This window comes from Acidovorax sp. (assembly GCF_046314175.1).
Classification (GTDB): domain Bacteria; phylum Pseudomonadota; class Gammaproteobacteria; order Burkholderiales; family Burkholderiaceae_C; genus Acidovorax.
This window is the reverse complement of record NZ_JBKBXG010000037.1, coordinates 15,442-34,165: the sequence shown is the minus strand read 5'-3', so window position 1 is coordinate 34,165 and position 18,724 is coordinate 15,442. Positions and strand designations below refer to the sequence as shown.

The following is an 18,724-nucleotide window of genomic DNA, read 5'->3' as shown; positions in this document are numbered from 1 at the left end:
CATGAGCCTTGAATTCCTGGTGGCCACCGGCATCGGTGCGGTCACCACCACCGCTCTTTACCTGATCCTGCGCGGCCGCACATGGCCCGTGATCCTGGGCCTGAGCCTGCTGGGCTACGCCGTGAATGTCTTCATTTTTGCCATGGGCCGCCTGTGGCAAAACGCGGCGCCCATCCTGACCGAAGGAGGCCGCGTGGCCGACCCGCTTCCGCAGGCACTGGTGTTGACCGCCATCGTCATCGGCTTTGCCACCACCGGGTTTGTGGTGGAACTGGCCCTGCGCAGCCGCCACGAAACCGGCACCGACCATGTGGACGGGCATGAGCCCGGACATCGCCCCACCACACCACAACGGGATGAGGCGGCATGATCGGAGATCTCCTGAACTCTTTCTTTGGCCTGCACCTGCCGGTGCTGCCAGTGCTTGTGCCGATGTTCACCGCGGTGGCTTTGCTGCTGATCGGCGACGGCGGTGGGCAGGCCAGCCACGGCGGCACGCAATTGCGCGCCCGGCGCTGGGTCAGCATGACGTCGGTGGTGTTTGGCGCCGTGCTGGCCTGGCGCCTTCTGACCGAGGCCTCCAGCGGCCCGCTGACGGTTTACCCGCTGGGCGCATGGCCCGCGCCGTTCGGCATTGTGCTGGTGATCGACCGCCTGAGCGCGCTGATGCTGGCACTGACGTGGACGATTGCCGTGCCCGTGCTGTGGTACTCCACCGGCGGCTGGGACAGCCACGGTCGGCACTTTCACGCACTGTTCCACTTTCAGCTCATGGGCCTGTCGGGTGCGTTCATCACGGGCGACCTGTTCAACCTCTTCGTGTTTTTCGAGGTACTGCTGATCGCGTCCTATGTGCTCATGGTGCATGGCCAGGGGCGTGATCGGTTCAAGGCCGGGCTGCACTACGTCGTGCTCAATCTGGCAGCGTCTGCGCTGTTTCTGATCGGTCTGGCCATCATCTACGCAGTGACCGGCACGTTGAACATGGCCGACCTGTCGCTGCGTATTGCCCAGCTGGACCCAGAGCAGGCGTCCCTGCTCAAGGCGGGGGCCATGGTGCTGCTGGTGGTGTTCGGACTCAAGGCAGCCATCGTGCCGCTCTACATGTGGCTGCCCAACACCTACGCCGCAGCCAGTGCGCCGGTGGCAGCACTTTTTGCCATCATGACCAAGGTGGGCGTGTACAGCATCATCCGCGTGCACGCCGTGATGCTGGGCGAGGGCGCCGGACACGCCGCCTTTGCTGCGGCACCCTGGCTGCTGCCCCTGGCGCTGGTGACCACCGTGCTGGGTGTTTTTGGCGCACTGGCCGCCCACAGCCTGGCGCGGCTGGTGTCGTACCTCACCGTGTCGTCGATCGGCATCATCCTGGCCGCTGTGGGCCTGTTCACTACCGACGCCATGTCTGCCGCGCTGTACTACACGGTGCACAGCACGCTGGTCATGGCCGCACTGTTTCTGCTGGTGGAACTGGTGGCATCGCAGCGCGGGAACGCAGGCGACCATCTGCAACCGGCGCCGCCGGTGGCGCAACCCGTCGCGCTGGGCCTCATGACACTCTTGGGCGCCGCTTCAGCGGCCGGTCTGCCCCCCTTGCCCGGTTTTCTTGGCAAGCTGATGGTGCTGGAAAGCGCTGCAGCCACGCCAGCCCATACCTGGGTGTGGGCGGTGGTTCTGGGCGCTGGCTTTCTGACCCTGGTGGGTCTGGCGCGCGCAGGGGCCATCCTGTTCTGGAACGTGCTGCCGGGCCGCACCGACGACTGCCGTGCGGGCAGCAGTGGCCGCCTGATGGCCGCCACGCTGACCCTGCTGGCGCTCAGCCTGCTGCTCGCCGTGGCCGCGTCCCCCCTGAAGCGCTACACCGACGCCGCAGCCGCACAGCTGGCTGATCGCAACGGCTACGCCGACGCCGTGCTCAATGCGGTGGGCGGGTCGGCCGCGCAGACCACCCGGCCTTACCGGGGTGGCGAAGGCGAAGTGAAGCTACCCGGAAAGGCGGTCGCACCATGAGCAAGAAACAACGCTGGCTGACACACCCGTGGCTGTCGGTGCTACTGGCCATTACCTGGCTGCTGCTACAGCACTCTTTGTCGGTCTTTCATCTGCTGTCGGGCGTGCTGATCGGCCTGATCGTGCCCCGGCTGCTGAAAGACTTTCTGCCCGACCCGCGCCGCCTGAACATGCGCGCGGCCGTGCGGCTGGGTGGCGTGGTGCTGTGGGACATCGTGGTGTCCAACATCACCGTGGCACGCCTGGTTCTGGGCCCCATGTCGCGTCCCCAACCCGCCTGGGTTCCCGTGCCGCTGACGCTGACCAACCCCACCGCCATTGCCCTGCTGGCGACCATCATCACCACCACGCCGGGTACGGTGTCGTGCACCATCGACGAAGAGCGCCACGAGATCCTTGTGCATGCGCTCAACTGCGACGACCCGGCGCAGATGGCCGCCGACATCAAGGCCCGCTACGAAGCGCCTTTGCTGGCCATTTTCGAAGCGGTTGAACCCACAGCTGCTGCCATCCAAGGAGACCGCGCATGAACGCTGCCACCAGCATCCTTCCCCTCGCGCTGGACATCACCACCGCTGCCATGGCGGTGTCATTTTTGCTGTGTGCATGGCGTCTCATGCGTGGCCCGCAGTCCATCGACCGCGTTCTGGCCATCGACACGCTGTACCTCAATGCCGTGGCGCTTGTGGTGCTGCTGGGCATCCGCTGGCAGACCGGCCTGCTGTTTGAGGCCGCGCTGATTGTGGCCATGCTGGGCTTTGCCTCCACGGTGGCCATGGCGCGCTACCTGAGCCGCGGCGACGTGATCGAGTGACCGTGTGACTGACCTTTGCTGAAGCACAAGAAAGACACCCATGACCTTTCAAATCATTGCTGAATGGCTGGCCGCCGCGCTCTTGCTGGTCGGCGCATTCTTCTCTCTCGTCGGTGTGATTGGCCTGGTGCGCCTGCCCGACTTCTTCATGCGCCTGCATGCCCCCACCAAGGCGTCCACGCTGGGCGTGGGCGGTGTGCTGCTGGCCAGCATGATCCTGGCGGCCGCCGAGGGCCGCATGGGCTTTGCCGAGCTGTTGATCACACTGTTCGTGTTTGTCACCGCCCCTGTGTCGGCCAACCTCATGGCCCAGGCAGCGCTGCACCTGCGCGTGGGCGGACGTGCGCCGACCCCACCCGATGCGGTGCCAGAGCGTCGGCAAGGGTGATGCGACGGTCCTGGTGTTGATGGGCCCCACATAGCGCCGACAGACCAGCAGACGGGACTGAGAGACTGAGCCCCTCATCGCCGTTTGCGGGTTGCGGTTCGCTGGAGAAAAATATTAGTCAAAACAGGCTCTAGCGCTTATCCAGCAAGCGCTAGCAGCTATTCATTTTGCAGTACGTCGACCAGGTGCAAGCCACCAAGCCCAGCACGGCCCCACAGCGGTTCCAGGCTTGCGGCCCGGTCCAGCAGCAGTCTGCGCACCAAGGGCTCCAGCAAGGTGTTGTGCGGGTCTGCCAGCAGCACATAGCGGGACTCTGGAACGTCCGACGCACTTGTCGCCGCGTCTGCCACCTCGCCCACCCAGTCCAGGGTGGTCAAAGCCTCCAGCACGGGTTCCAGTTGCAGCACATCCACCCGCAGCAACTGCGCCAGCTGACTGGGGCGCAGGCCCCGGGATGCATGGCGGCGGGCGCGGTGGAGCTCTTGCAGCACCTCCACCGCCAGCTGAAACGTCCATCCTGCCACCGTGCCGCGCCGCGCAACACCTGCCAGCAAGCTGGGAAGATACGCAGTGACCACCGCCCCCAGCAGCACAATGACCCAGGCCACATAGATCCACACCAGCAAGATCGGCAGCGTGGCAAAGGCGCCGTACACCACCGAATAGGTAGGCACCTTGCCCAAATACAGCGCCAGCACCTTCTTGGCCAGCTCAATACAGACCGCCACAAAAAATCCACCGGTCCACGCATGCCGCCACTTCACGGCGGTGTTGGGCACGTAGTGGTAAAGCGCAGCCATGCCAGCCGCCAGCAACAGGAACTGAATGGAATCGAACAGCAGTTGCACCCCGTCTGGCAAGCGCTTGACCAGCCCGCCCGAGGCCGACATCACATACGACGTTAACGCCAGACTAGCGCCCAGCAGCAGCGGACCCAGCGTGATGGCCGCCCAGTAGATCAGCACCCGTTGACCCAGTGGCCGCAGACGCTGCACGCGCCAGATGTCGTTGAGCGTGCGGTCGATAGTCAAGATCAACGCCAGTGCGGTGGCCAGCAAAATGCTGAAACCCACCACACCCAGGCCGCTGGCCTTGGCTGCAAACTGCGTGAGATAACCGAGCACCTGGCGCGAGATGCTGTCGGGCACCAGGCTACTCACCAGCCAGCCCTGCAGCGCACCCTGCAGCTTGCCAAAAATGGGAAACGCGGTGAACACCGCCAGCGCCACTGCAAAAAAAGGCACCAGCGCCAGGGTGGTGGTGAAAGTGAGGCTGCTGGCCGTCAGCCCCAGGTGGTCCTCGCGAAAGCGCTCACGCAGGGTCTGGGCCGTGGTGCGCCAAGGGAATTGGGACAGTTCGGCCACCAGCGCTTCAACGCGCGACGCTACTGCCTGTAAGGAGAAAGCCATGGCCGATATGATGCCACCCCAATGACCGCATCCCGCCCAGCCCCCGCCTCCCCTCCCGCCCCCCTTACGCCCTCCGACAACGGCGTCGCCGCCACGCGCTGGCTGGCCACCGGCAGTCTGCTCGGACTCATCGTTTTGTGCCTGGCGTGGGAACTGGTGCTGGCCCCGCTGCGCCCCGGCGGCTCATGGCTTGCGCTCAAGGCGCTTCCGCTATGCATCCCGCTGGCGGGCATTCTCAAAAACCGCATGTACACCTACCGGTGGGTCAGTCTAGTGATCTGGCTGTACTTCACCGAAGGTGTGGTGCGCGGCTGGAGCGACCAGCCTCCGTCGCAGTGGCTGGCCCTCGTTGAAGTGGCACTGTGCCTGGTGCTGTTTACCGCCTGCACGCTGCATGTGCGGCTGCGCCAGCGCAACGCCAGAGCTGCAGCGGCGGATGCAGACGGTGGTGACGCCACACCATCCCCCCACTGACACCAGCACACCCTTCGCCATTTCACGCCACGGCGGCAGCGGGCCACCCACACTGACTTTGGCGCCTTTGGACTGACAAACAAAAGACCTATGCCCATGACCACCCTCCTCGACACCCTGCGCGCCCTGGTCGGCCCCTCCAACGTCATTACCGAAGGCGACCTCTCTGCCTGGGAACAAGACTGGCGCCGCCGCGTGCGCGGCAAGGCCCTGGCCGTGGTGCGCCCCGCCAGTACACTGGAAGTGGCCGCCGTGGTCAAGGCCTGCGCCGCCGCGGGCACCTCCATCGTGCCGCAGGGGGGCAACACCGGCCTGGCCGTGGGCTCGACGCCCGACGATTCCGGCACTCAAATCGTGCTGAGCCTCACGCGCATGAACGCCGTGCGCAGCGTGGACACCGACAACCTGACCATGACGGTAGAGGCCGGCTGCATCCTGCAAAACCTGCAGGACGTGGCGCAGAACGCCGGGGTGTTGTTCCCCCTGAGCCTTGCAGCCGAGGGCAGCTGCACCATCGGCGGCAACCTGGGCACCAACGCGGGCGGCACGCAGGTGGTGCGCTACGGCAATGCGCGCGACCTGTGCCTGGGCCTCGAAGTGGTCACCGCCCAGGGCGAGGTGTGGGACGGCCTCAAGGGCCTGCGCAAGGACAACACCGGCTATGACCTGCGCGACCTGTTCATCGGCAGCGAAGGCACGCTGGGCATCATCACCGCCGCCACGCTCAAGCTCTACCCGGAGCCCGCCGCGCGCCTGACCGCCTGGGCCGCGGTGCCGTCGATGGAACACGCCGTGGCCCTGCTAGGCCTGGCGCACAAGCAGCTGGGCGCGGGCCTCACGGGGTTTGAGGTGATGGGCCAGTTTGCGCTGAGCCTGGTGGGCAAACACATGCCCCAACTGCGTGTGCCGTTTCTGGGCGACGAGAACGCGCCCTGGTGTGTGTTGCTCGAAAACTCCGACAGCGAATCCGAAGAACATGCCCGTGCGCGTTTCGAATCACTGCTGGAGACCGCGTTTGAAGCAGGTTGCGTCACCGACGCCGTGGTGGCCGAGAACCTGACCCAGGCCAGTCAGCTGTGGCACATCCGCGAAAACATCCCGCTCGCGCAGGCCGAGGAAGGGCTGAACATCAAGCACGACATCTCGGTGCAGATCTCGCGCATCCCCGCCTTCGTGGCGCACACCGATGCAGTGCTGCAACGTGAGATTCCCGGCGTGCGCCTGGTCAACTTTGGCCACCTGGGCGACGGCAACCTGCACTACAACGTGCAGGCACCGGCCGAAGGCGATGCCAAGGCCTTTTTGCTTGAGCATGAACAGCATGTGCACCATCTGGTGTATGAAGCCGTGGCCGAGTTTGGCGGCTCGTTCTCGGCCGAGCATGGCATTGGCGAGCTCAAGGCCGACAAGCTGGAGAAGTACCAGTCGCCCGTGGCAATGGGCATGATGCGCGCCATCAAGCAGGCGCTGGACCCGCAAGGCATCATGAACCCGGGCCGGGTGCTCCGCAGCCCCGTTCAGGCCTGAAGCGACGCGCACCCAAGCACCGCTACACACGGTCACATAACGCACCGCAACAAAAAACTGCCCATGTCCTTGACCGACCTGCACCGCGCCGTCAGCGAACACACCGGTGAATTCACCTGCGAGCGCCTTCGCAAACCCGATGAGACCCGCGTGGTGACGTTCAAGCACCTCATCCAGCCGCCCGCCCCACTGGACGAAGCCGCACAGGCAGCCATCCCCGATGTCGGCCCACTGCGCGCGTTCTACGCCACCTTCGGCGCACTCATGCTGTACCACGACGCCCAGAGCGGGGAAGCGGCCAGATACATCGCCCCACCTGCCGAGTGGGCGTCTCTGCACGACGGGTTTGCGGGCTGGACGCAAGACCTGAGCGACGATGAAGAACGCGCCAACACGCTGCCAGCTTGGGTTGAACACTGCGTGGTGGTTGGCGAGGTGCCCCGCACAGGCAACTACATCGTGGTGGCCACCGATGGCGAAAGCGCTGGCCAGGTGTTCGAGTTCGACAACGACGGCTTCGCATTCACACCCAAAGGCAAAGATATCGTGGCCTATGTCGAGCAACTGCTCACCCCTGACGCTGCGGCACTGACCGAGATCGCCTCACACATGCGCTTCACCGACAGGAACTACGGCACGCAGTGGCAGATTCTGGAAATGCGCGACAACCGGGGCAAGCACGTTCGCACGCTAGTCCAGCGACTCACGTGACGCGCTGGGCTCCAAACACTATAAAAACAGTAGCTACTAGCGCTTACCCATCAAGCGCTAGAGGCCATTTTTATTAAAAATTTTGCCGTACGCACAACCGCCAGTGCGTGCATCCGCCCCTACTCAAAGCACTTTGCGCATGGGCTGCGCTTGCAAGCCCGCCCATGATTGCAGAGCGCCTGCAGGCTCATAACCATTGCGGCGGTAAAAAGCCTCCGCCGTGCGTGTGCTCTCCAGCCCCAACGCAGCAAGCCCTGCCTGCCGCGCGTGGGCCTCGGCTGAAGCCAGCAAGGCGCGGCCCACGCCTTGGTACAAGGCATCTGGTACCACGTAACACAGCGCCAGCGTGGCCTGCGTCAGCAGTGCAAAACCCACCATGGTTTCCGCTCGGTAGGCACCCCAGGCGGCGGCGCCGGGCGCGGAGATCCATGCAGCCAGGTTCTCGGGGGTTTTGTTGGCCAGCCATGCGGCAAGGATGGTGGGGACGTTACCGTGGTCGGCCACGCAACAGTGGGTGATGGATTGACGGACGACGTTGCAGGCGGCTTCTGCTGCACTTGCTCCGACGGTGATGGCGCATGAGGTGTGAGGCGCAGCGCCAAAGGGAATCACGCCGACACCAATCCCCAAAAAATGAACATCACCGGCACGAGCAATACGTAGAACAACAGGCCCACGAATACCAGCCCGCTGGTCGTCAACACACGCTTTCCCTCGTGACGAAACGACAGGGCGCCCGCTGCGCCAAAGATACGCGCTTCGTTACTGCCCCAGCGCTCGGAGCGCCAGCGGCCCAGGCTGACAGCACGTACCACCAGCGCACCCGTAAATACCAGCAGCAGTTCGAGCGCAGACCACAGCACCGCGACAACAAACTCAGCCATAGGCCCCCCATCAAATTGGCGACAAGATATCTTAGAACCTAGTCCAGTCCAGCCTGCACCAAGCCCCCCACTCAAGCTGGGTCTTGGGCCGCAGGATGCAGAAGGCTCCACTCGCTCGCAGCGTCCCACCCGGGAGGCACACAGCCCTGCTCCACCACACACAGGCTCGCACTGGCCAGCGCATGGCGCAGCGCCGTTCTGCACGCTTCGGCCGTCAGTGTTTCAACGAACTGCACAAAGCGCACACCACCGGCAACCTGCGCCTGCCGCAGCAGGTGCGCCAACAGCCCCGCCAGAAAGCTGTCGCCCGCGCCCACGGTGTCAACGACCTCCAGCGGTTGCGCTTCTTTGGCAAAACACTGTGCGCCGTTGCGGTGCAGCAGCCATGCGCCTTCAGCCCCCAAGGTCAGGGCCAGCAGGTGCGCCTTCGGGTTGGCGGCTAGCAGGTGGCGGGCGCGGGTCAAAGCATCGGTGCCCGGCACGGCCAGGTGGTCCAGGTCTTCGTCGCTGGTTTTGATGATGTGGGCGTGGGCCAGCGCGGCGTGCACCGTCGTGCGGTAGGCGGCCAGGTCTGGCATGACGGAGGGACGCAGGTTGGCATCCACCACCACGCAGCGACCAGCGGCGCGCTGGGCGGCGAGCCAGGGCAGGTAGATGGCGGTGTCGCGTTCGTCGAGCGCCAGCGCGCCGGTGCAGACGAGTTGCAATGCGGGCAAGGCGGTGCAGGCTTCGATCAGTCCGTGGGCAGACACAGCACGGTCGGCCACGCCCTCGCGGTAGAAGGCGTAGTCGGGGTGGCCGCGTTCATTGAGGTTGACCACGGCCAGGGAGGTGACTTGCTGCACGGGCTCAGGCTGGGCCAGCAACACGCCGTCGGCGACCAACTGCGCAGCCAGCTCGCGGCCAAAGCGGTCGCGCGACAAGGGATTCAGGTACTGCGTGCCCACGCCCTGGCGGGCCAGCGCGCGGCACAGGTTGTACAGCGCGCCGCCCAGGCACGGCAGGTAGCTGCCATCGGGGCGGCGGATGAGGTCGATGAGGGCCTCGCCTGCGATAGCGGCGTGGATGGGCGCTGTGGCGCTGGAGGTGTCTTGTGCAGAGGTCATGGCGGCTTTGGAAGATGCACGCAGTGCGTCAGAACTGCGATTGCAGCGCGGGGTACAGCGCCACAAACCGGGCGTAGCGGTCGGCCAGCAGGATTTGTTGCGCAGGCTGGGGAGTGAAGGTGGCGTCGGCGGGCAAAGGCTGGCACCAGTGGGCTTCATCACCACCACAGGCCATGGCGGCCAGGCGGGCGGCGCCCAGGGCGGCTGCGGCGTGTGCGCCCTGCGGGCGTTGGAGCGGGGTGCCCAGTGCGCTGGCCAAAAGCTGCGCCCAAGGGTTGCTGCGGGCGCCGCCGCCGACGAGGGCCAGGGCTTCGTCATTTAGACCTGTGGCACCGCCCCACCCTTCCCCTGCGGCGCGCATGGCGTTGAGTCCGTCGAGCAGGCCAAAGCCCACGCCTTCCATCACGGCATAGGCCAAGTCCGCCGCTTCGTGCTCGGCCCGCAAGCCCATGAAGACGCCGGTGGCGGCCGCGTTGTTGTGCGGCGTGCGCTCGCCACTGAGGTAGGGCAAAAACAAAGGCGCCTGGGCCTGGCGGCTTGGTACCAATGCGCCCACGGCATCAGAAAGTTGCGCCTCATCGCCCCGCCCCGTAAGCCGCGTGATCCAGCCAAACGCACTCGCAGCACTGAGCATCACCGACATATGGTGCCAACGCTGCGGCAGCGCGTGGGCAAAGGCGTGCACAGCGCGTTCGGTGGCGGGGGCAAAGGAGTCCGTCACGCGGAAAACCACGCCCGAGGTGCCCAGCGACACAAAGCCCTGCCCGGCCGTACGCGCGCCCACGCCCACAGCGCTGGCGGCGTTGTCGCCCGCGCCTGCGGCCACGACCACGCCGCCTCCAAGCCCCCAACGGCGCGCTACATCGCTGCGCAGCGTGCCGGTGGGCGCATTGCCCTCGGCCAGGGCGGGCATGTGCGATGTGTCCAGTCCACAGGCCTGCAGCATCGCTGGGCTCCAGCCGCGGGCCTGTACGTCGAGCCACAACGTGCCGGATGCGTCAGACATGTCACTCACCGCGTCACCCGTGAGCTGCAGGCGCAACCAGTCTTTGGGCAGCAGCACGGTGCGGATCTGGTCGAACACGGCGGGTTCGTGCGCGCGCAGCCACAGCAGCTTGGGCGCGGTGAAGCCGGGCATGGCGAGGTTGCCGGTGATCTGGCGTGACATGGGCACGGCCTGCTCCAGCGCAGCGCACTCGGCGCTGGCGCGGCCGTCGTTCCACAAAATGGCGGGGCGCAGCACCTGGCCCTGTGCGCCCAGCACAACGGCGCCGTGCATGTGGCCTGAGAGACCGATGCCGCGCACCTGCGCCCATGCAGTGGGAACCTGAGAGCGCAGTTGCTCCATGGCTGCTTCTACTGCGGCCATCCAGTCTGCTGGGTGCTGCTCGCTCCAGGTGGGTTGGGGGCGGTGCTGGGGCACGGCGGCGTCCGCCGTGGCGACGACGATGTGCGCGTCGTCGAGCAGCAGGAGCTTGACACCCGAGGTGCCTAAATCGATTCCGAGGTACATGGATGGTTGGGTTTGTTCGTGGGCTGCTGCTGCGGTGAAAGATGAGGAGGTGGGCGGTGTGCCCTGGCTTCGACAGGCTCAGCCCGAACGGTGGGTTGCGGAGTTTGCTGCTCTGGGTGGGAACCATGGAGTCTGCAAACACCACCCTGCGTTCGCCTCAATTCACAACTCCCGAAGGCGTCACACCTTGCCAAACCGTCCCGCACCCTGCTTGCGGTATTCGCTGGGCGTCATGCCCTTGATGTCCAGAAAGCGGCGGTTGAAGTTGGCCATGTTGTTGAAGCCCACGTCATACGCGATGTGCGTGATGTAGCGCTCGGTCTCCATCAGCAGCTGGCAGGCACGGTTTACGCGCACCAGGTTCACGAAGTCTGTGAAGGTGTTGCCCGTGGCGCGGCGGAAGAAGCGCGAAAAGCGGCTTTCCGTCATACCCAGCTCCTGCGCCAGGTCGGCCGCCGACAGCGGGTCGGCCAAGTGGTCGGTGATGCGGCTCACGATGGCGTTGATCTGGTCGAGCTGGGTGTCGTTGTCCTCGCTTTGCAGCTGCGTGCTCGACAGCAGACGAAAGTCGGTGCAACGCGCCAGGTCGCTTAAAAACTCGCAGAATGCACCAAACCGTGCCAGGCCCTGGCGGGCCTTGATGCGGTGCCAGTGCTCTTGCGCCTGCGCCTCCATGCCAAAGAACTCGATGCCGTGGCGCGCGCGCTCCAGCAGGGGCAGCACCTCGCGCAGCTCTGGAATGCTTTCGCTGCTGGCCACCAGCGGCGCGTGCGAGAACTGAATCACCAGGTCGCGCAGCGGCACGCCGCCTTCGGGCAGGTCCATGCTGATCCAGTTGTGCGGCAGGCGCGGCCCGGTCAGCACTAAATGGCCGGGCTGGAACTGTCCGATCCAGTCGCCCACAAACACCTTGCCCGAGGTGGCGGTGATCAGGTGCAGTTCGTACTCGTCGTGGTAGTGCCAGCGCGCCAGCGGTGTAGGGAAACCGTGCGACAGGCAGCGAATGAAACCCGCTGTCTCGGGCGGCTCATAGCCCAGCTCGGGCGAGCGCACATAGTCGTGCTCCAGCTCGGGCTTGGTCTGGCGCGGGGCGATGGGCGTTTTCACGGTCATGGCAGTGGGTGGGCTGAAGTTACACCAGCATCAGGCGTTTGTCCGCTCCCCGACAAAGGCCAACACGCGGGCATAGGCTTTGCGCAGGGCTTCTATCAGTTGGGGATGGCTGGCCATCTCACCCCACAGCGTTGTGTCGGCGGCATAGGCCGCCACCGGGTCGGCCGCGTCGCAGATGGCATGCGCCACGGCGGGGTCCATGGCCTGGTCCTGGTAGGTGTAAGGGATCTGCCCTCTATGCCAGCGCTGCAGGTAGGCCAGGAACAGCGCGGGCAGCATGGCCACGCTGTCGAACGACGCATTGCGCGCGAGCTTGTCGCGGATGGTGGGCGCGATCATTCCGGGGATCTTGGAGAACGCGTCCATGGCCACGCGCTGATTGGTGTCGGCAATGGCGGGGTTGCCAAAGCGGTCCAGTACCACGTCGCGGTACGTTGCCAGATCGATGGGGCATGGCAGCAACACGGGGATGGCGTCGTCGGTCACATAGTCATAGGCCATCTGGCGGATGGCGGCGTCGTGCGTGCCTTCATGGATGTACTGGTAGCCCGCGAGCGTGCCCGCCCAGGCAATGCAGCTGTGCGTGGCGTTGAGCAAACGGATCTTGGCCTCTTCATAGGCCTGCACCGAATCGACCATCTCCACACCGACGTTTTCCCACGCGGGGCGGCCAGCAATGAAGTTGTCTTCAATGACCCACTGGATGAAACTCTCGCCCATCAGCGCGGCCTTGTCGTCCCAGCCGGTGGCGGCCTTCACGCGCTCGGCCACGTCCGGCGTGGGGCGCGGCGTGATGCGGTCGACCATGGCGTTGGGGCTGCTGGTGTTCTTCACCACCCAGTCCTTGAGCGCGGTGTCGCCCAGCCCGTCGATGAACTGCAGCAGCCCCCCGCGCGAGCGGTCGCCGTTATGGCGCAGGTTGTCGCAGTTCATCAGCGTTACCGGGCCTGCGCCCGCCGCCATGCGCGCGCGCAGGATGCTGACCAGCGCGCCGTAGATGGTGTGACCTGCCTGCCCTGCCTTCACGGCTGCGAGGTCTGCCCTCAGATCTGCAAACGTGGGCCAGTCGAGCTGGTTCTGCGCGTCCAGGTAGTAGCCCGCCTCGGTCACGGTGAAGCTGATGATGCATGTGGCAGGGTCAGCCCCTGCAGCGATCAGCGGGGCCAGGTCGTCCTGGTAGGCGATCACGCGCTGGATCGACTCGATGACGGTGTAGCTGCGCTCGCCCTGCGGCGTGACGGTCTCCAGCGTGTAGCGGCCGCCTTGCGCTTGCAGGGCTGCAATGGTGTCGGCCATGTCGGGGCGCAGGTTGCCTGCGGCAATGGCCCAGCGTTGGTCGCCCTGCTGGCGCAGTTCGTGAACATAAACGGCCTGGTGCGCGCGGTGGAAAGAGCCCAGGCCTAGGTGCAGGATGAAATTCATGGTGCGTGAAAGCGGAGATTTAGAGATCAAAGTTCGTCGGCATCATCACCACGTCGCGGATGGTCATGCCGCGCGGGCGCGTGAGCATGAACAGCACCACATCGGCCACTTCGGCCGCTTCAAGGAGGCTGCCGCTGGCCTTGGCCTCGGCGAGTTTTTCTGCAGGCCAGTCGGCCAGCAGCGATGTGATGACCGGGCCGGGCGAGATGGCGCCCACGCGGATGCCGTGTTTGAACACCTGTCGGCGCACGGTCTGCACAAAGCAGTTCACCGCCCACTTGGACGATGCGTAAACCGGCTCCCACGGCGTGGGGAAATGCGCGGCCAGCGAGCTGGTGACGATGATGTCGCCCGTGCCGCGCTCGATCATGTGGGGCAGCACGTTGTGCACGTTTTTCATCACCACATTCACATTCAGGTTCAGCATGCGGTCGATGGCGTCCGGGTCGGCATCGACCAGATCGCCGCCCACATACAGCCCGGCGTTGGCGTGAAAAATATCGAGTTGCCCGGCCATGACGAGCGTGCGCTGCAGCAGGCTGGCGCACTGTGTGGCGTCGAGCAAATCCAGCACCAGCGGCAATGCCTGGGCGCCAATCGAAGCGCAGGCCTTGGTCAATGCATCTTCGTCACGGTCGATCAACACCACCCGCGCACCGGCGTCTGCCATTGCCTTGGCGCTGGCAAAGCCGATGCCCGATGCAGCGCCGGTGACAGCGGCCACCTTGCCTTGCAGTTCTTGTCGAAATGCCATGGTGGTCATGCAGCCTCGCGAGCCACAACACGACCACGGGGGTCAAACCAATGCGCCTCTGAGGCATCAATCTCCAGACTGACCGCGTCACCCGCGCGCAGGCTGGTGCGTTCGGTCTGGCGGGCCACAAACTGCGCACCGCCTGGTGTACCCACGTAGATCAGCGTTTCGGCGCCCAGCGCTTCGACCAGGTCCACCTGGCCAGTCACTGGCGTAACGCCGGGGCTGCGCACGGCAATGGTCTCTGGGCGAAGGCCGATGCACCCGCCCTCGGCGCCTGCCGGAGCCTGTTGCTGCACCGGCAGCGGCAACTGCAACAAAGGCACCACGTTCATCTGCGGCGTGCCGATGAACTGGGCGACGAACTGGTTGGCCGGGCGGTCATACAGCTCCAGCGGCGTGCCCACTTGCTCGATGAGCCCGTCGCGCAGCACCACCACGCGGTCGGCCAGGGTCATGGCCTCCACCTGGTCGTGCGTGACGTAGATGGTGGTGGCGCCCAGGTCGCGGTGCAGCTTGGCGATCTCCACGCGGGTCTGGCCGCGCAGCGCCGCGTCGAGGTTGGACAGCGGCTCGTCGAACAAAAACACCTTGGGCGCACGCACGATGGCACGGCCGATGGCCACGCGCTGGCGCTGCCCGCCCGACAGCTCCTTGGGCGTGCGCTCCAGGTAGGTGGTGAGGTTCAGGATGGCGGCGGCGCGCTCGACCTTCTCGCGCACGATGGCCGGATCGACCTTGGCGAGCTTGAGCGCGAAGCTCATGTTCTCGTACACGCTCATGTGCGGGTACAGCGCGTAGCTCTGGAACACCATGGCCAGGTCGCGCTTGCTGGAGGGCTGGTCGGTGATGTCGCGGCCGTCGAGCATGAGCGAGCCGCCGTCGATGTTCTCCAGCCCCGCGATCAGGCGCAGCAGCGTGGACTTGCCGCAGCCCGATGGGCCGACGAAGACGATGAACTCTCCTTGCTGGATGGTGAGGTCGATGCCCTTGATGGCGCGGTGCTCACCGAAGAATTTCTCGATGCCGCGCAGTTGAAGGTAGGCCATGGAATCGGGTTCCTGAAAACTTGATTGCGTTGGAAAGGAAAGCTGCGCGTTACTTCACGGCGCCAAAGGTCAGGCCCTGAACGAGCTGCTTCTGGCTGAACCAGCCAAACACCACAATGGGCGCAATCGCCATCAGCGAAGCGGCAGACAACTTGGCCCAGAACAGACCCTCGGGGCTGGAGTACGACGCGATCAGCGTGGCCAGCGTGCCGGCCTTGGCAGCGCTCAGGTTCAGGCTCCAGAAGGCCTCGTTCCACGACAGCACCAGGCACAGCAGGCCGGTGGAGGCCAGGCCGCCCATGCCCAGGGGCAGCAGCACCAGGCGCACCTCTTGCCACAGCGTGGCGCCGTCCATGCGCGCGGCCTCCAGGATCTCGCGCGGGATGTCCTTGAAGTGCGAGTACAGCATCCACACCATGATGGGCAGGTTGGACAGCGCGAACACGATGATCAGCGCCAGCTGCGTGTCGAGCAGGTGGCTCTTTTGCGCCAGCACGTAGATGGGCACCAGCGCGCCCACGGCGGGCATCATCTTGGTGGAGAGCATCCACATCAGGATGTCCTTGGTGTACTTGCCCTTGAAGAAGGCCATGGCATACGCGGCAGGAGCCGCCAGCATCAGCCCGACCAGGGTGGAGACCACGCTGGTGATGACCGAGTTCTTGGCATACAGCAGGTAGTCGCTGCGCTCTTGCACCTCGTGAAAGTTTTCGAGCGTGGGGACAAAGAACAGCTCGGGCGGCACTGCAATGGCCTGCAGTTCGGTCTTGAACGCGGTCAGCAGCAGCCAGCCCAGCGGGAAGAACAGCAGCAGGGCCACGCCCCAGGCGGCCACGGTGCGCAGGGCCAGCATGCCCAGCGGATAGTTGGAACGGCGTCGTGTGGTGGTCATGGTTCGCGCTTCGTTATGTATCGAGGTTCTTGCCGACCATGCGGATCAGAAACACCGCCGCGATGTTGGCCAAAATCACCGCGAGCAGCGCGCCAGCCGAGGCCACGCCCGCGTCAAAGTTAAGCAGCGCCTGCTTAAAGATCAAAAAAGTGACATTGGTGCTGGCATCGCCCGGCCCACCCGCTGTGGTGGTGTAGATCTCGGCAAAGATGCTGAGCAAGAAGATGAGTTCGATCATCACCACCACCGCCACCGAACGCGCCAGATGCGGCACGTACAGATAGCGCAACTGCTGCAGGTAGTTGGCGCCATCCATGCGCGAGGCCTCCAACTGCTCGTGGTTCATGCTCTGCAGCGCGGTCATGAAAATCAGCGTGGCAAATGGCAGCCATTGCCACGACACCATCACGATGACCGAGAACAGCGGGTGGTCCGTCAGCCAGTCCACCGGCTGCGCGCCAAAGAACATCCACACCTGCGCCAGCACGCCGTAGATGGGGTTCATCATCATGTTCTTCCACATCAGCGCGTTGACCGTGGGCATGACGAAGAACGGCGAGATCAGCAGCACCCGCACGATGCCCCGTCCCGCAAACGGCTCGTTGATCAGCAACGCAATCGCAATGCCGAACACCACCGTGATGAGGATCACACTGCCCAGCAGCAAGATGGTGTTGAGCACCGCCGTGCCGAACGAGGGGTCGGTGACGAAATACTCAAAATTCTCCAGCCCGGCAAAACCGGTCTGGTCCGGCTGCATCAGGTTGTAGCGGATGAGCGAGAAGTAGATCGTCATCACCAGCGGCACGATCATCCACAGGAAGAGCGTGGCCATGGCTGGCGTGAGCAGCAGACGGGGTAGCAGGCGGCGGTTCATGGGAGTCTCGGAGAAATCTGGACAGGATCACACCCTGAAGGCCAGAACGAAGAGAGCGGCGAGATAGGCTTCAAGTCGGGGTGCACCAAGCGAAGCTACCGACGGCGGAGAAGTAAGCGTTCAGCCGGCGTAGCGAGCGGTCCGAGGTGGGGGCGCTGTACCGCAGCCGTACTCTCGTACGGCGAGGAACACCCCCCCCCAGATCGGGCCGCGCAGTAGCCGGATGAATGCCTATTTACTTGTAGTAGCCAGCTTTCTTCATTTCACGTTCGGCCGACACCTGGCTGGCCTTCAGCGCAGCGTCCACCGTCGTCTTGCCAGCAAGGGCTGCACTCATCTGCTGCCCCACCGCAATACCGATGGCCTGGAACTCCGGTATAGCAGCGAACTGCACGCCCACATACGGGCTCTTGGGCAGGGTCGAATCGGTCGGGTTGGCCGAGTCGATGGCGGTCTTCTCCGCCGCAGCGAAGCGGGCTGCCTTCTGGAACTCTGGCGATGCGTACGTGCTCTTGCGCGTGCCGGTGGGCACATTGGCCCAGCCGTTGGTCTTGGCCACCAACTGGATGTAATCCTTGCTGGTCGACCAGGTGATGAACTTCTGCGCTGCATCGACCTTTTTGGACCCGGCAGGAATCGCCAGATTCCACGACCATAGCCAGTTGGCGCCCTTGGGCGTGTTCATGGTGGGGGCCTGGGCAAACGCCATCTGGTCCGCCACCTTCGATTGTTTAGGGTCGCTCACGAACGAGGCCGCGATGGTCGCATCAATCCACATGCCGCACTTGCCCGAGTTGGTCAGCGCCAGGATCTCGTTGAAGCTGTTGGCTGCGGAGCCGGGCGGGCCGTAGTTCTTGAGCAGGTCTACGTAAAACGTGATGGCTTCTTTCCAGGGCTTGGATTCGAGCTGTGGCTTCCACTGCATGTCAAACCACTGACCGCCGAACGTATTGACCAGCGTGGTCAAAAACGCCATGTTGTCGCCCCAGCCCGGCTTGCCTCGCAGGCAGATGCCATATACGCCGTTCTTCGGGTCGTGCATCTTGGCGGCCAGGTCCTTGATCTGCGGCCAGGTGGGACGCTCGGGCACCTGCACGCCCGCCTTGTCGGCCAGGTCCTTGCGGTACATCAGCATGGAGCTTTCGGCGTAGAACGGCGCTGCAAACAGCTTGCCGTCGATGGACAGGCCGCTGCGCACCGCGGGCAGCAGGTCGTCCACATCGTAGGCAGCATCCGTCTTCAACTCCTGCAGCCAGCCCTTCTTGCCCCAGATGGGCGCTTCATACAGGCCAATCGTCATCACGTCGAACTGGCCGCCCTTGGTGGCGATGTCTGTGGTCACGCGCTGGCGCAGAACACCTTCTTCCAGCGTCACCCATTTCAGCTTGATGTCGGGGTTGGCCTGCTCAAAACTCTTGCCGAGCTTCTGCATCTCGATCATGTGGCCGTTGTTTACGGTGGCAATCACGAGCTCGGTCTGCGCGCTGGCGACGCCGCACAGCGACATGGTCAGCGTGGTGGCCAGCGCAGCGGCCAGGGCCAGGCGCTTGGGCGCGGCGACACGGGTGGAATGTGGCATCGGAAAAGTCTCCTCGGTAGTTGGTATGGGAATCTGCCTTTCAACACCGGCGCAAGGCATGCGGGTATTGACGGACTGAACGATACCGATGCTGTGATGCTCGACTGGTACTCCAGATGTCTCCAAGAATACTAATTTGCACCAGATACTCAGGATTTATACCTAGACACATCAACAGCGTATCTACCCTGCAACCTGAGCT

Annotated in this window: 20 protein-coding genes; 8 read left to right on the top strand and 12 right to left on the bottom strand. The window is 64.6% G+C overall.

From position 1 onward, the window contains the following. The first annotated feature begins 1 nt into the window (after position 1). The 5 genes from ACK4OE_RS12480 to ACK4OE_RS12460 are packed head-to-tail and all read left to right on the top strand — an operon-like array spanning position 2 to position 3,212. Complete coding sequence (locus ACK4OE_RS12480; RefSeq protein ID WP_409885144.1) at positions 2 to 370, top strand: Na+/H+ antiporter subunit C; 369 nt, start codon at positions 2 to 4, stop codon at positions 368 to 370. After that, entirely contained in the window at positions 367 to 2,010 is a 1,644-nt protein-coding gene (locus tag ACK4OE_RS12475; protein ID WP_409885129.1) for a monovalent cation/H+ antiporter subunit D, read from the top strand. Before ACK4OE_RS12480 ends, ACK4OE_RS12475 begins: the two co-directional genes overlap by 4 nt. Beyond that, positions 2,007 to 2,540 (top strand): Na+/H+ antiporter subunit E, encoded by a 534-nt coding sequence (locus ACK4OE_RS12470; RefSeq protein WP_409885128.1) that lies wholly within the window; start codon positions 2,007 to 2,009, stop codon positions 2,538 to 2,540. Before ACK4OE_RS12475 ends, ACK4OE_RS12470 begins: the two co-directional genes overlap by 4 nt. Next, a complete protein-coding gene (locus ACK4OE_RS12465) occupies positions 2,537 to 2,824 on the top strand; it encodes a K+/H+ antiporter subunit F (protein ID WP_409885127.1) in 288 nt (95 codons plus the stop codon). Before ACK4OE_RS12470 ends, ACK4OE_RS12465 begins: the two co-directional genes overlap by 4 nt. Before the next feature lie 40 nt (positions 2,825 to 2,864). After that, on the top strand, positions 2,865 to 3,212 hold the full coding sequence (locus tag ACK4OE_RS12460; protein ID WP_409885126.1) for a Na+/H+ antiporter subunit G: 348 nt from the start codon (positions 2,865 to 2,867) through the stop codon (positions 3,210 to 3,212). Between the two features lie 158 nt (positions 3,213 to 3,370). Here the strand turns inward: ACK4OE_RS12460 and ACK4OE_RS12455 are convergent, their stop codons facing one another. Beyond that, positions 3,371 to 4,621 (bottom strand): YihY family inner membrane protein, encoded by a 1,251-nt coding sequence (locus ACK4OE_RS12455; protein WP_409885125.1) that lies wholly within the window; start codon positions 4,619 to 4,621, stop codon positions 3,371 to 3,373. A gap of 21 nt (positions 4,622 to 4,642) precedes the next feature. On the opposite strand from ACK4OE_RS12455, the gene ACK4OE_RS12450 reads away from it, so the two are divergent. The 3 genes from ACK4OE_RS12450 (at position 4,643) to ACK4OE_RS12440 (ending at position 7,333) form a co-directional block, all read left to right on the top strand. Continuing rightward, positions 4,643 to 5,095: a DUF2069 domain-containing protein gene (locus ACK4OE_RS12450; RefSeq protein ID WP_409885124.1), complete on the top strand. Its 453-nt coding sequence runs from the start codon at positions 4,643 to 4,645 to the stop codon at positions 5,093 to 5,095. Positions 5,096 to 5,191: 96 nt separating this feature from the next. Next, entirely contained in the window at positions 5,192 to 6,622 is a 1,431-nt protein-coding gene (locus tag ACK4OE_RS12445) for an FAD-binding oxidoreductase (protein ID WP_409885123.1), read from the top strand. Positions 6,623 to 6,685: 63 nt separating this feature from the next. Beyond that, positions 6,686 to 7,333 (top strand): hypothetical protein, encoded by a 648-nt coding sequence (locus tag ACK4OE_RS12440; RefSeq protein ID WP_409885122.1) that lies wholly within the window; start codon positions 6,686 to 6,688, stop codon positions 7,331 to 7,333. Between the two features lie 123 nt (positions 7,334 to 7,456). On the opposite strand, the gene ACK4OE_RS12435 is transcribed toward ACK4OE_RS12440, so the two are convergent. From ACK4OE_RS12435 to ACK4OE_RS12385, 11 genes are all read right to left on the bottom strand, one after another. Further along, complete coding sequence (locus ACK4OE_RS12435; RefSeq protein WP_409885121.1) at positions 7,457 to 7,837, bottom strand: GNAT family N-acetyltransferase; 381 nt, start codon at positions 7,835 to 7,837, stop codon at positions 7,457 to 7,459. 104 nt (positions 7,838 to 7,941) lie between these two features. Then, positions 7,942 to 8,217, bottom strand: a complete 276-nt coding sequence (locus tag ACK4OE_RS12430; protein ID WP_409885120.1) for a hypothetical protein — start codon at positions 8,215 to 8,217, stop codon at positions 7,942 to 7,944. 71 nt (positions 8,218 to 8,288) lie between these two features. Next, positions 8,289 to 9,323, bottom strand: coding sequence for a PfkB family carbohydrate kinase (locus ACK4OE_RS12425; RefSeq protein WP_409885119.1), 1,035 nt, complete (start codon positions 9,321 to 9,323; stop codon positions 8,289 to 8,291). A 28-nt stretch (positions 9,324 to 9,351) separates the two neighbouring features. After that, positions 9,352 to 10,836 (bottom strand): xylulokinase, encoded by a 1,485-nt coding sequence (xylB, locus tag ACK4OE_RS12420; protein ID WP_409885118.1) that lies wholly within the window; start codon positions 10,834 to 10,836, stop codon positions 9,352 to 9,354. Positions 10,837 to 11,016: 180 nt separating this feature from the next. Further along, the gene (locus ACK4OE_RS12415; RefSeq protein ID WP_409885117.1) at positions 11,017 to 11,949 is read right to left on the bottom strand and encodes an AraC family transcriptional regulator; all 933 of its coding nucleotides are present in this window, start codon (positions 11,947 to 11,949) and stop codon (positions 11,017 to 11,019) included. Positions 11,950 to 11,979: 30 nt separating this feature from the next. Next, entirely contained in the window at positions 11,980 to 13,371 is a 1,392-nt protein-coding gene (dalD, locus tag ACK4OE_RS12410; RefSeq protein ID WP_409885116.1) for a D-arabinitol 4-dehydrogenase, read from the bottom strand. A gap of 19 nt (positions 13,372 to 13,390) precedes the next feature. Further along, the gene (locus ACK4OE_RS12405; protein ID WP_409885115.1) at positions 13,391 to 14,125 is read right to left on the bottom strand and encodes an SDR family oxidoreductase; all 735 of its coding nucleotides are present in this window, start codon (positions 14,123 to 14,125) and stop codon (positions 13,391 to 13,393) included. Positions 14,126 to 14,130: 5 nt separating this feature from the next. Then, on the bottom strand, positions 14,131 to 15,174 hold the full coding sequence (locus ACK4OE_RS12400) for an ABC transporter ATP-binding protein (protein ID WP_409885114.1): 1,044 nt from the start codon (positions 15,172 to 15,174) through the stop codon (positions 14,131 to 14,133). A gap of 49 nt (positions 15,175 to 15,223) precedes the next feature. Beyond that, on the bottom strand, positions 15,224 to 16,066 hold the full coding sequence (locus ACK4OE_RS12395; protein ID WP_409783466.1) for a carbohydrate ABC transporter permease: 843 nt from the start codon (positions 16,064 to 16,066) through the stop codon (positions 15,224 to 15,226). Between the two features lie 13 nt (positions 16,067 to 16,079). Beyond that, positions 16,080 to 16,943: a carbohydrate ABC transporter permease gene (locus tag ACK4OE_RS12390; RefSeq protein WP_409885113.1), complete on the bottom strand. Its 864-nt coding sequence runs from the start codon at positions 16,941 to 16,943 to the stop codon at positions 16,080 to 16,082. A 235-nt stretch (positions 16,944 to 17,178) separates the two neighbouring features. Beyond that, positions 17,179 to 18,522, bottom strand: a complete 1,344-nt coding sequence (locus tag ACK4OE_RS12385) for an ABC transporter substrate-binding protein (RefSeq protein WP_409885112.1) — start codon at positions 18,520 to 18,522, stop codon at positions 17,179 to 17,181. Positions 18,523 to 18,724 lie beyond the last annotated feature (202 nt).

What these genes read in the sequence shown, in the direction of transcription:
- ACK4OE_RS12395 (WP_409783466.1), bottom strand. Translation starts at nt 16,066, where the DNA reads ATGACCACCACACGACGCCGTTCCAACTATCCGCTGGGCATGCTGGCC.
- ACK4OE_RS12405 (WP_409885115.1), bottom strand. Translation starts at nt 14,125, where the DNA reads ATGGCATTTCGACAAGAACTGCAAGGCAAGGTGGCCGCTGTCACCGGC.
- ACK4OE_RS12455 (WP_409885125.1), bottom strand. Translation starts at nt 4,621, where the DNA reads ATGGCTTTCTCCTTACAGGCAGTAGCGTCGCGCGTTGAAGCGCTGGTG.
- ACK4OE_RS12390 (WP_409885113.1), bottom strand. Translation starts at nt 16,943, where the DNA reads ATGAACCGCCGCCTGCTACCCCGTCTGCTGCTCACGCCAGCCATGGCC.
- ACK4OE_RS12400 (WP_409885114.1), bottom strand. Translation starts at nt 15,174, where the DNA reads ATGGCCTACCTTCAACTGCGCGGCATCGAGAAATTCTTCGGTGAGCAC.
- ACK4OE_RS12445 (WP_409885123.1), top strand. Translation starts at nt 5,192, where the DNA reads ATGACCACCCTCCTCGACACCCTGCGCGCCCTGGTCGGCCCCTCCAAC.
- ACK4OE_RS12425 (WP_409885119.1), bottom strand. Translation starts at nt 9,323, where the DNA reads ATGACCTCTGCACAAGACACCTCCAGCGCCACAGCGCCCATCCACGCC.
- ACK4OE_RS12480 (WP_409885144.1), top strand. Translation starts at nt 2, where the DNA reads ATGAGCCTTGAATTCCTGGTGGCCACCGGCATCGGTGCGGTCACCACC.
- ACK4OE_RS12465 (WP_409885127.1), top strand. Translation starts at nt 2,537, where the DNA reads ATGAACGCTGCCACCAGCATCCTTCCCCTCGCGCTGGACATCACCACC.
- xylB (WP_409885118.1), bottom strand. Translation starts at nt 10,836, where the DNA reads ATGTACCTCGGAATCGATTTAGGCACCTCGGGTGTCAAGCTCCTGCTG.
- ACK4OE_RS12460 (WP_409885126.1), top strand. Translation starts at nt 2,865, where the DNA reads ATGACCTTTCAAATCATTGCTGAATGGCTGGCCGCCGCGCTCTTGCTG.
- ACK4OE_RS12470 (WP_409885128.1), top strand. Translation starts at nt 2,007, where the DNA reads ATGAGCAAGAAACAACGCTGGCTGACACACCCGTGGCTGTCGGTGCTA.
- ACK4OE_RS12415 (WP_409885117.1), bottom strand. Translation starts at nt 11,949, where the DNA reads ATGACCGTGAAAACGCCCATCGCCCCGCGCCAGACCAAGCCCGAGCTG.
- ACK4OE_RS12440 (WP_409885122.1), top strand. Translation starts at nt 6,686, where the DNA reads ATGTCCTTGACCGACCTGCACCGCGCCGTCAGCGAACACACCGGTGAA.
- ACK4OE_RS12385 (WP_409885112.1), bottom strand. Translation starts at nt 18,522, where the DNA reads ATGCCACATTCCACCCGTGTCGCCGCGCCCAAGCGCCTGGCCCTGGCC.
- ACK4OE_RS12475 (WP_409885129.1), top strand. Translation starts at nt 367, where the DNA reads ATGATCGGAGATCTCCTGAACTCTTTCTTTGGCCTGCACCTGCCGGTG.
- ACK4OE_RS12430 (WP_409885120.1), bottom strand. Translation starts at nt 8,217, where the DNA reads ATGGCTGAGTTTGTTGTCGCGGTGCTGTGGTCTGCGCTCGAACTGCTG.
- ACK4OE_RS12450 (WP_409885124.1), top strand. Translation starts at nt 4,643, where the DNA reads ATGACCGCATCCCGCCCAGCCCCCGCCTCCCCTCCCGCCCCCCTTACG.
- dalD (WP_409885116.1), bottom strand. Translation starts at nt 13,371, where the DNA reads ATGAATTTCATCCTGCACCTAGGCCTGGGCTCTTTCCACCGCGCGCAC.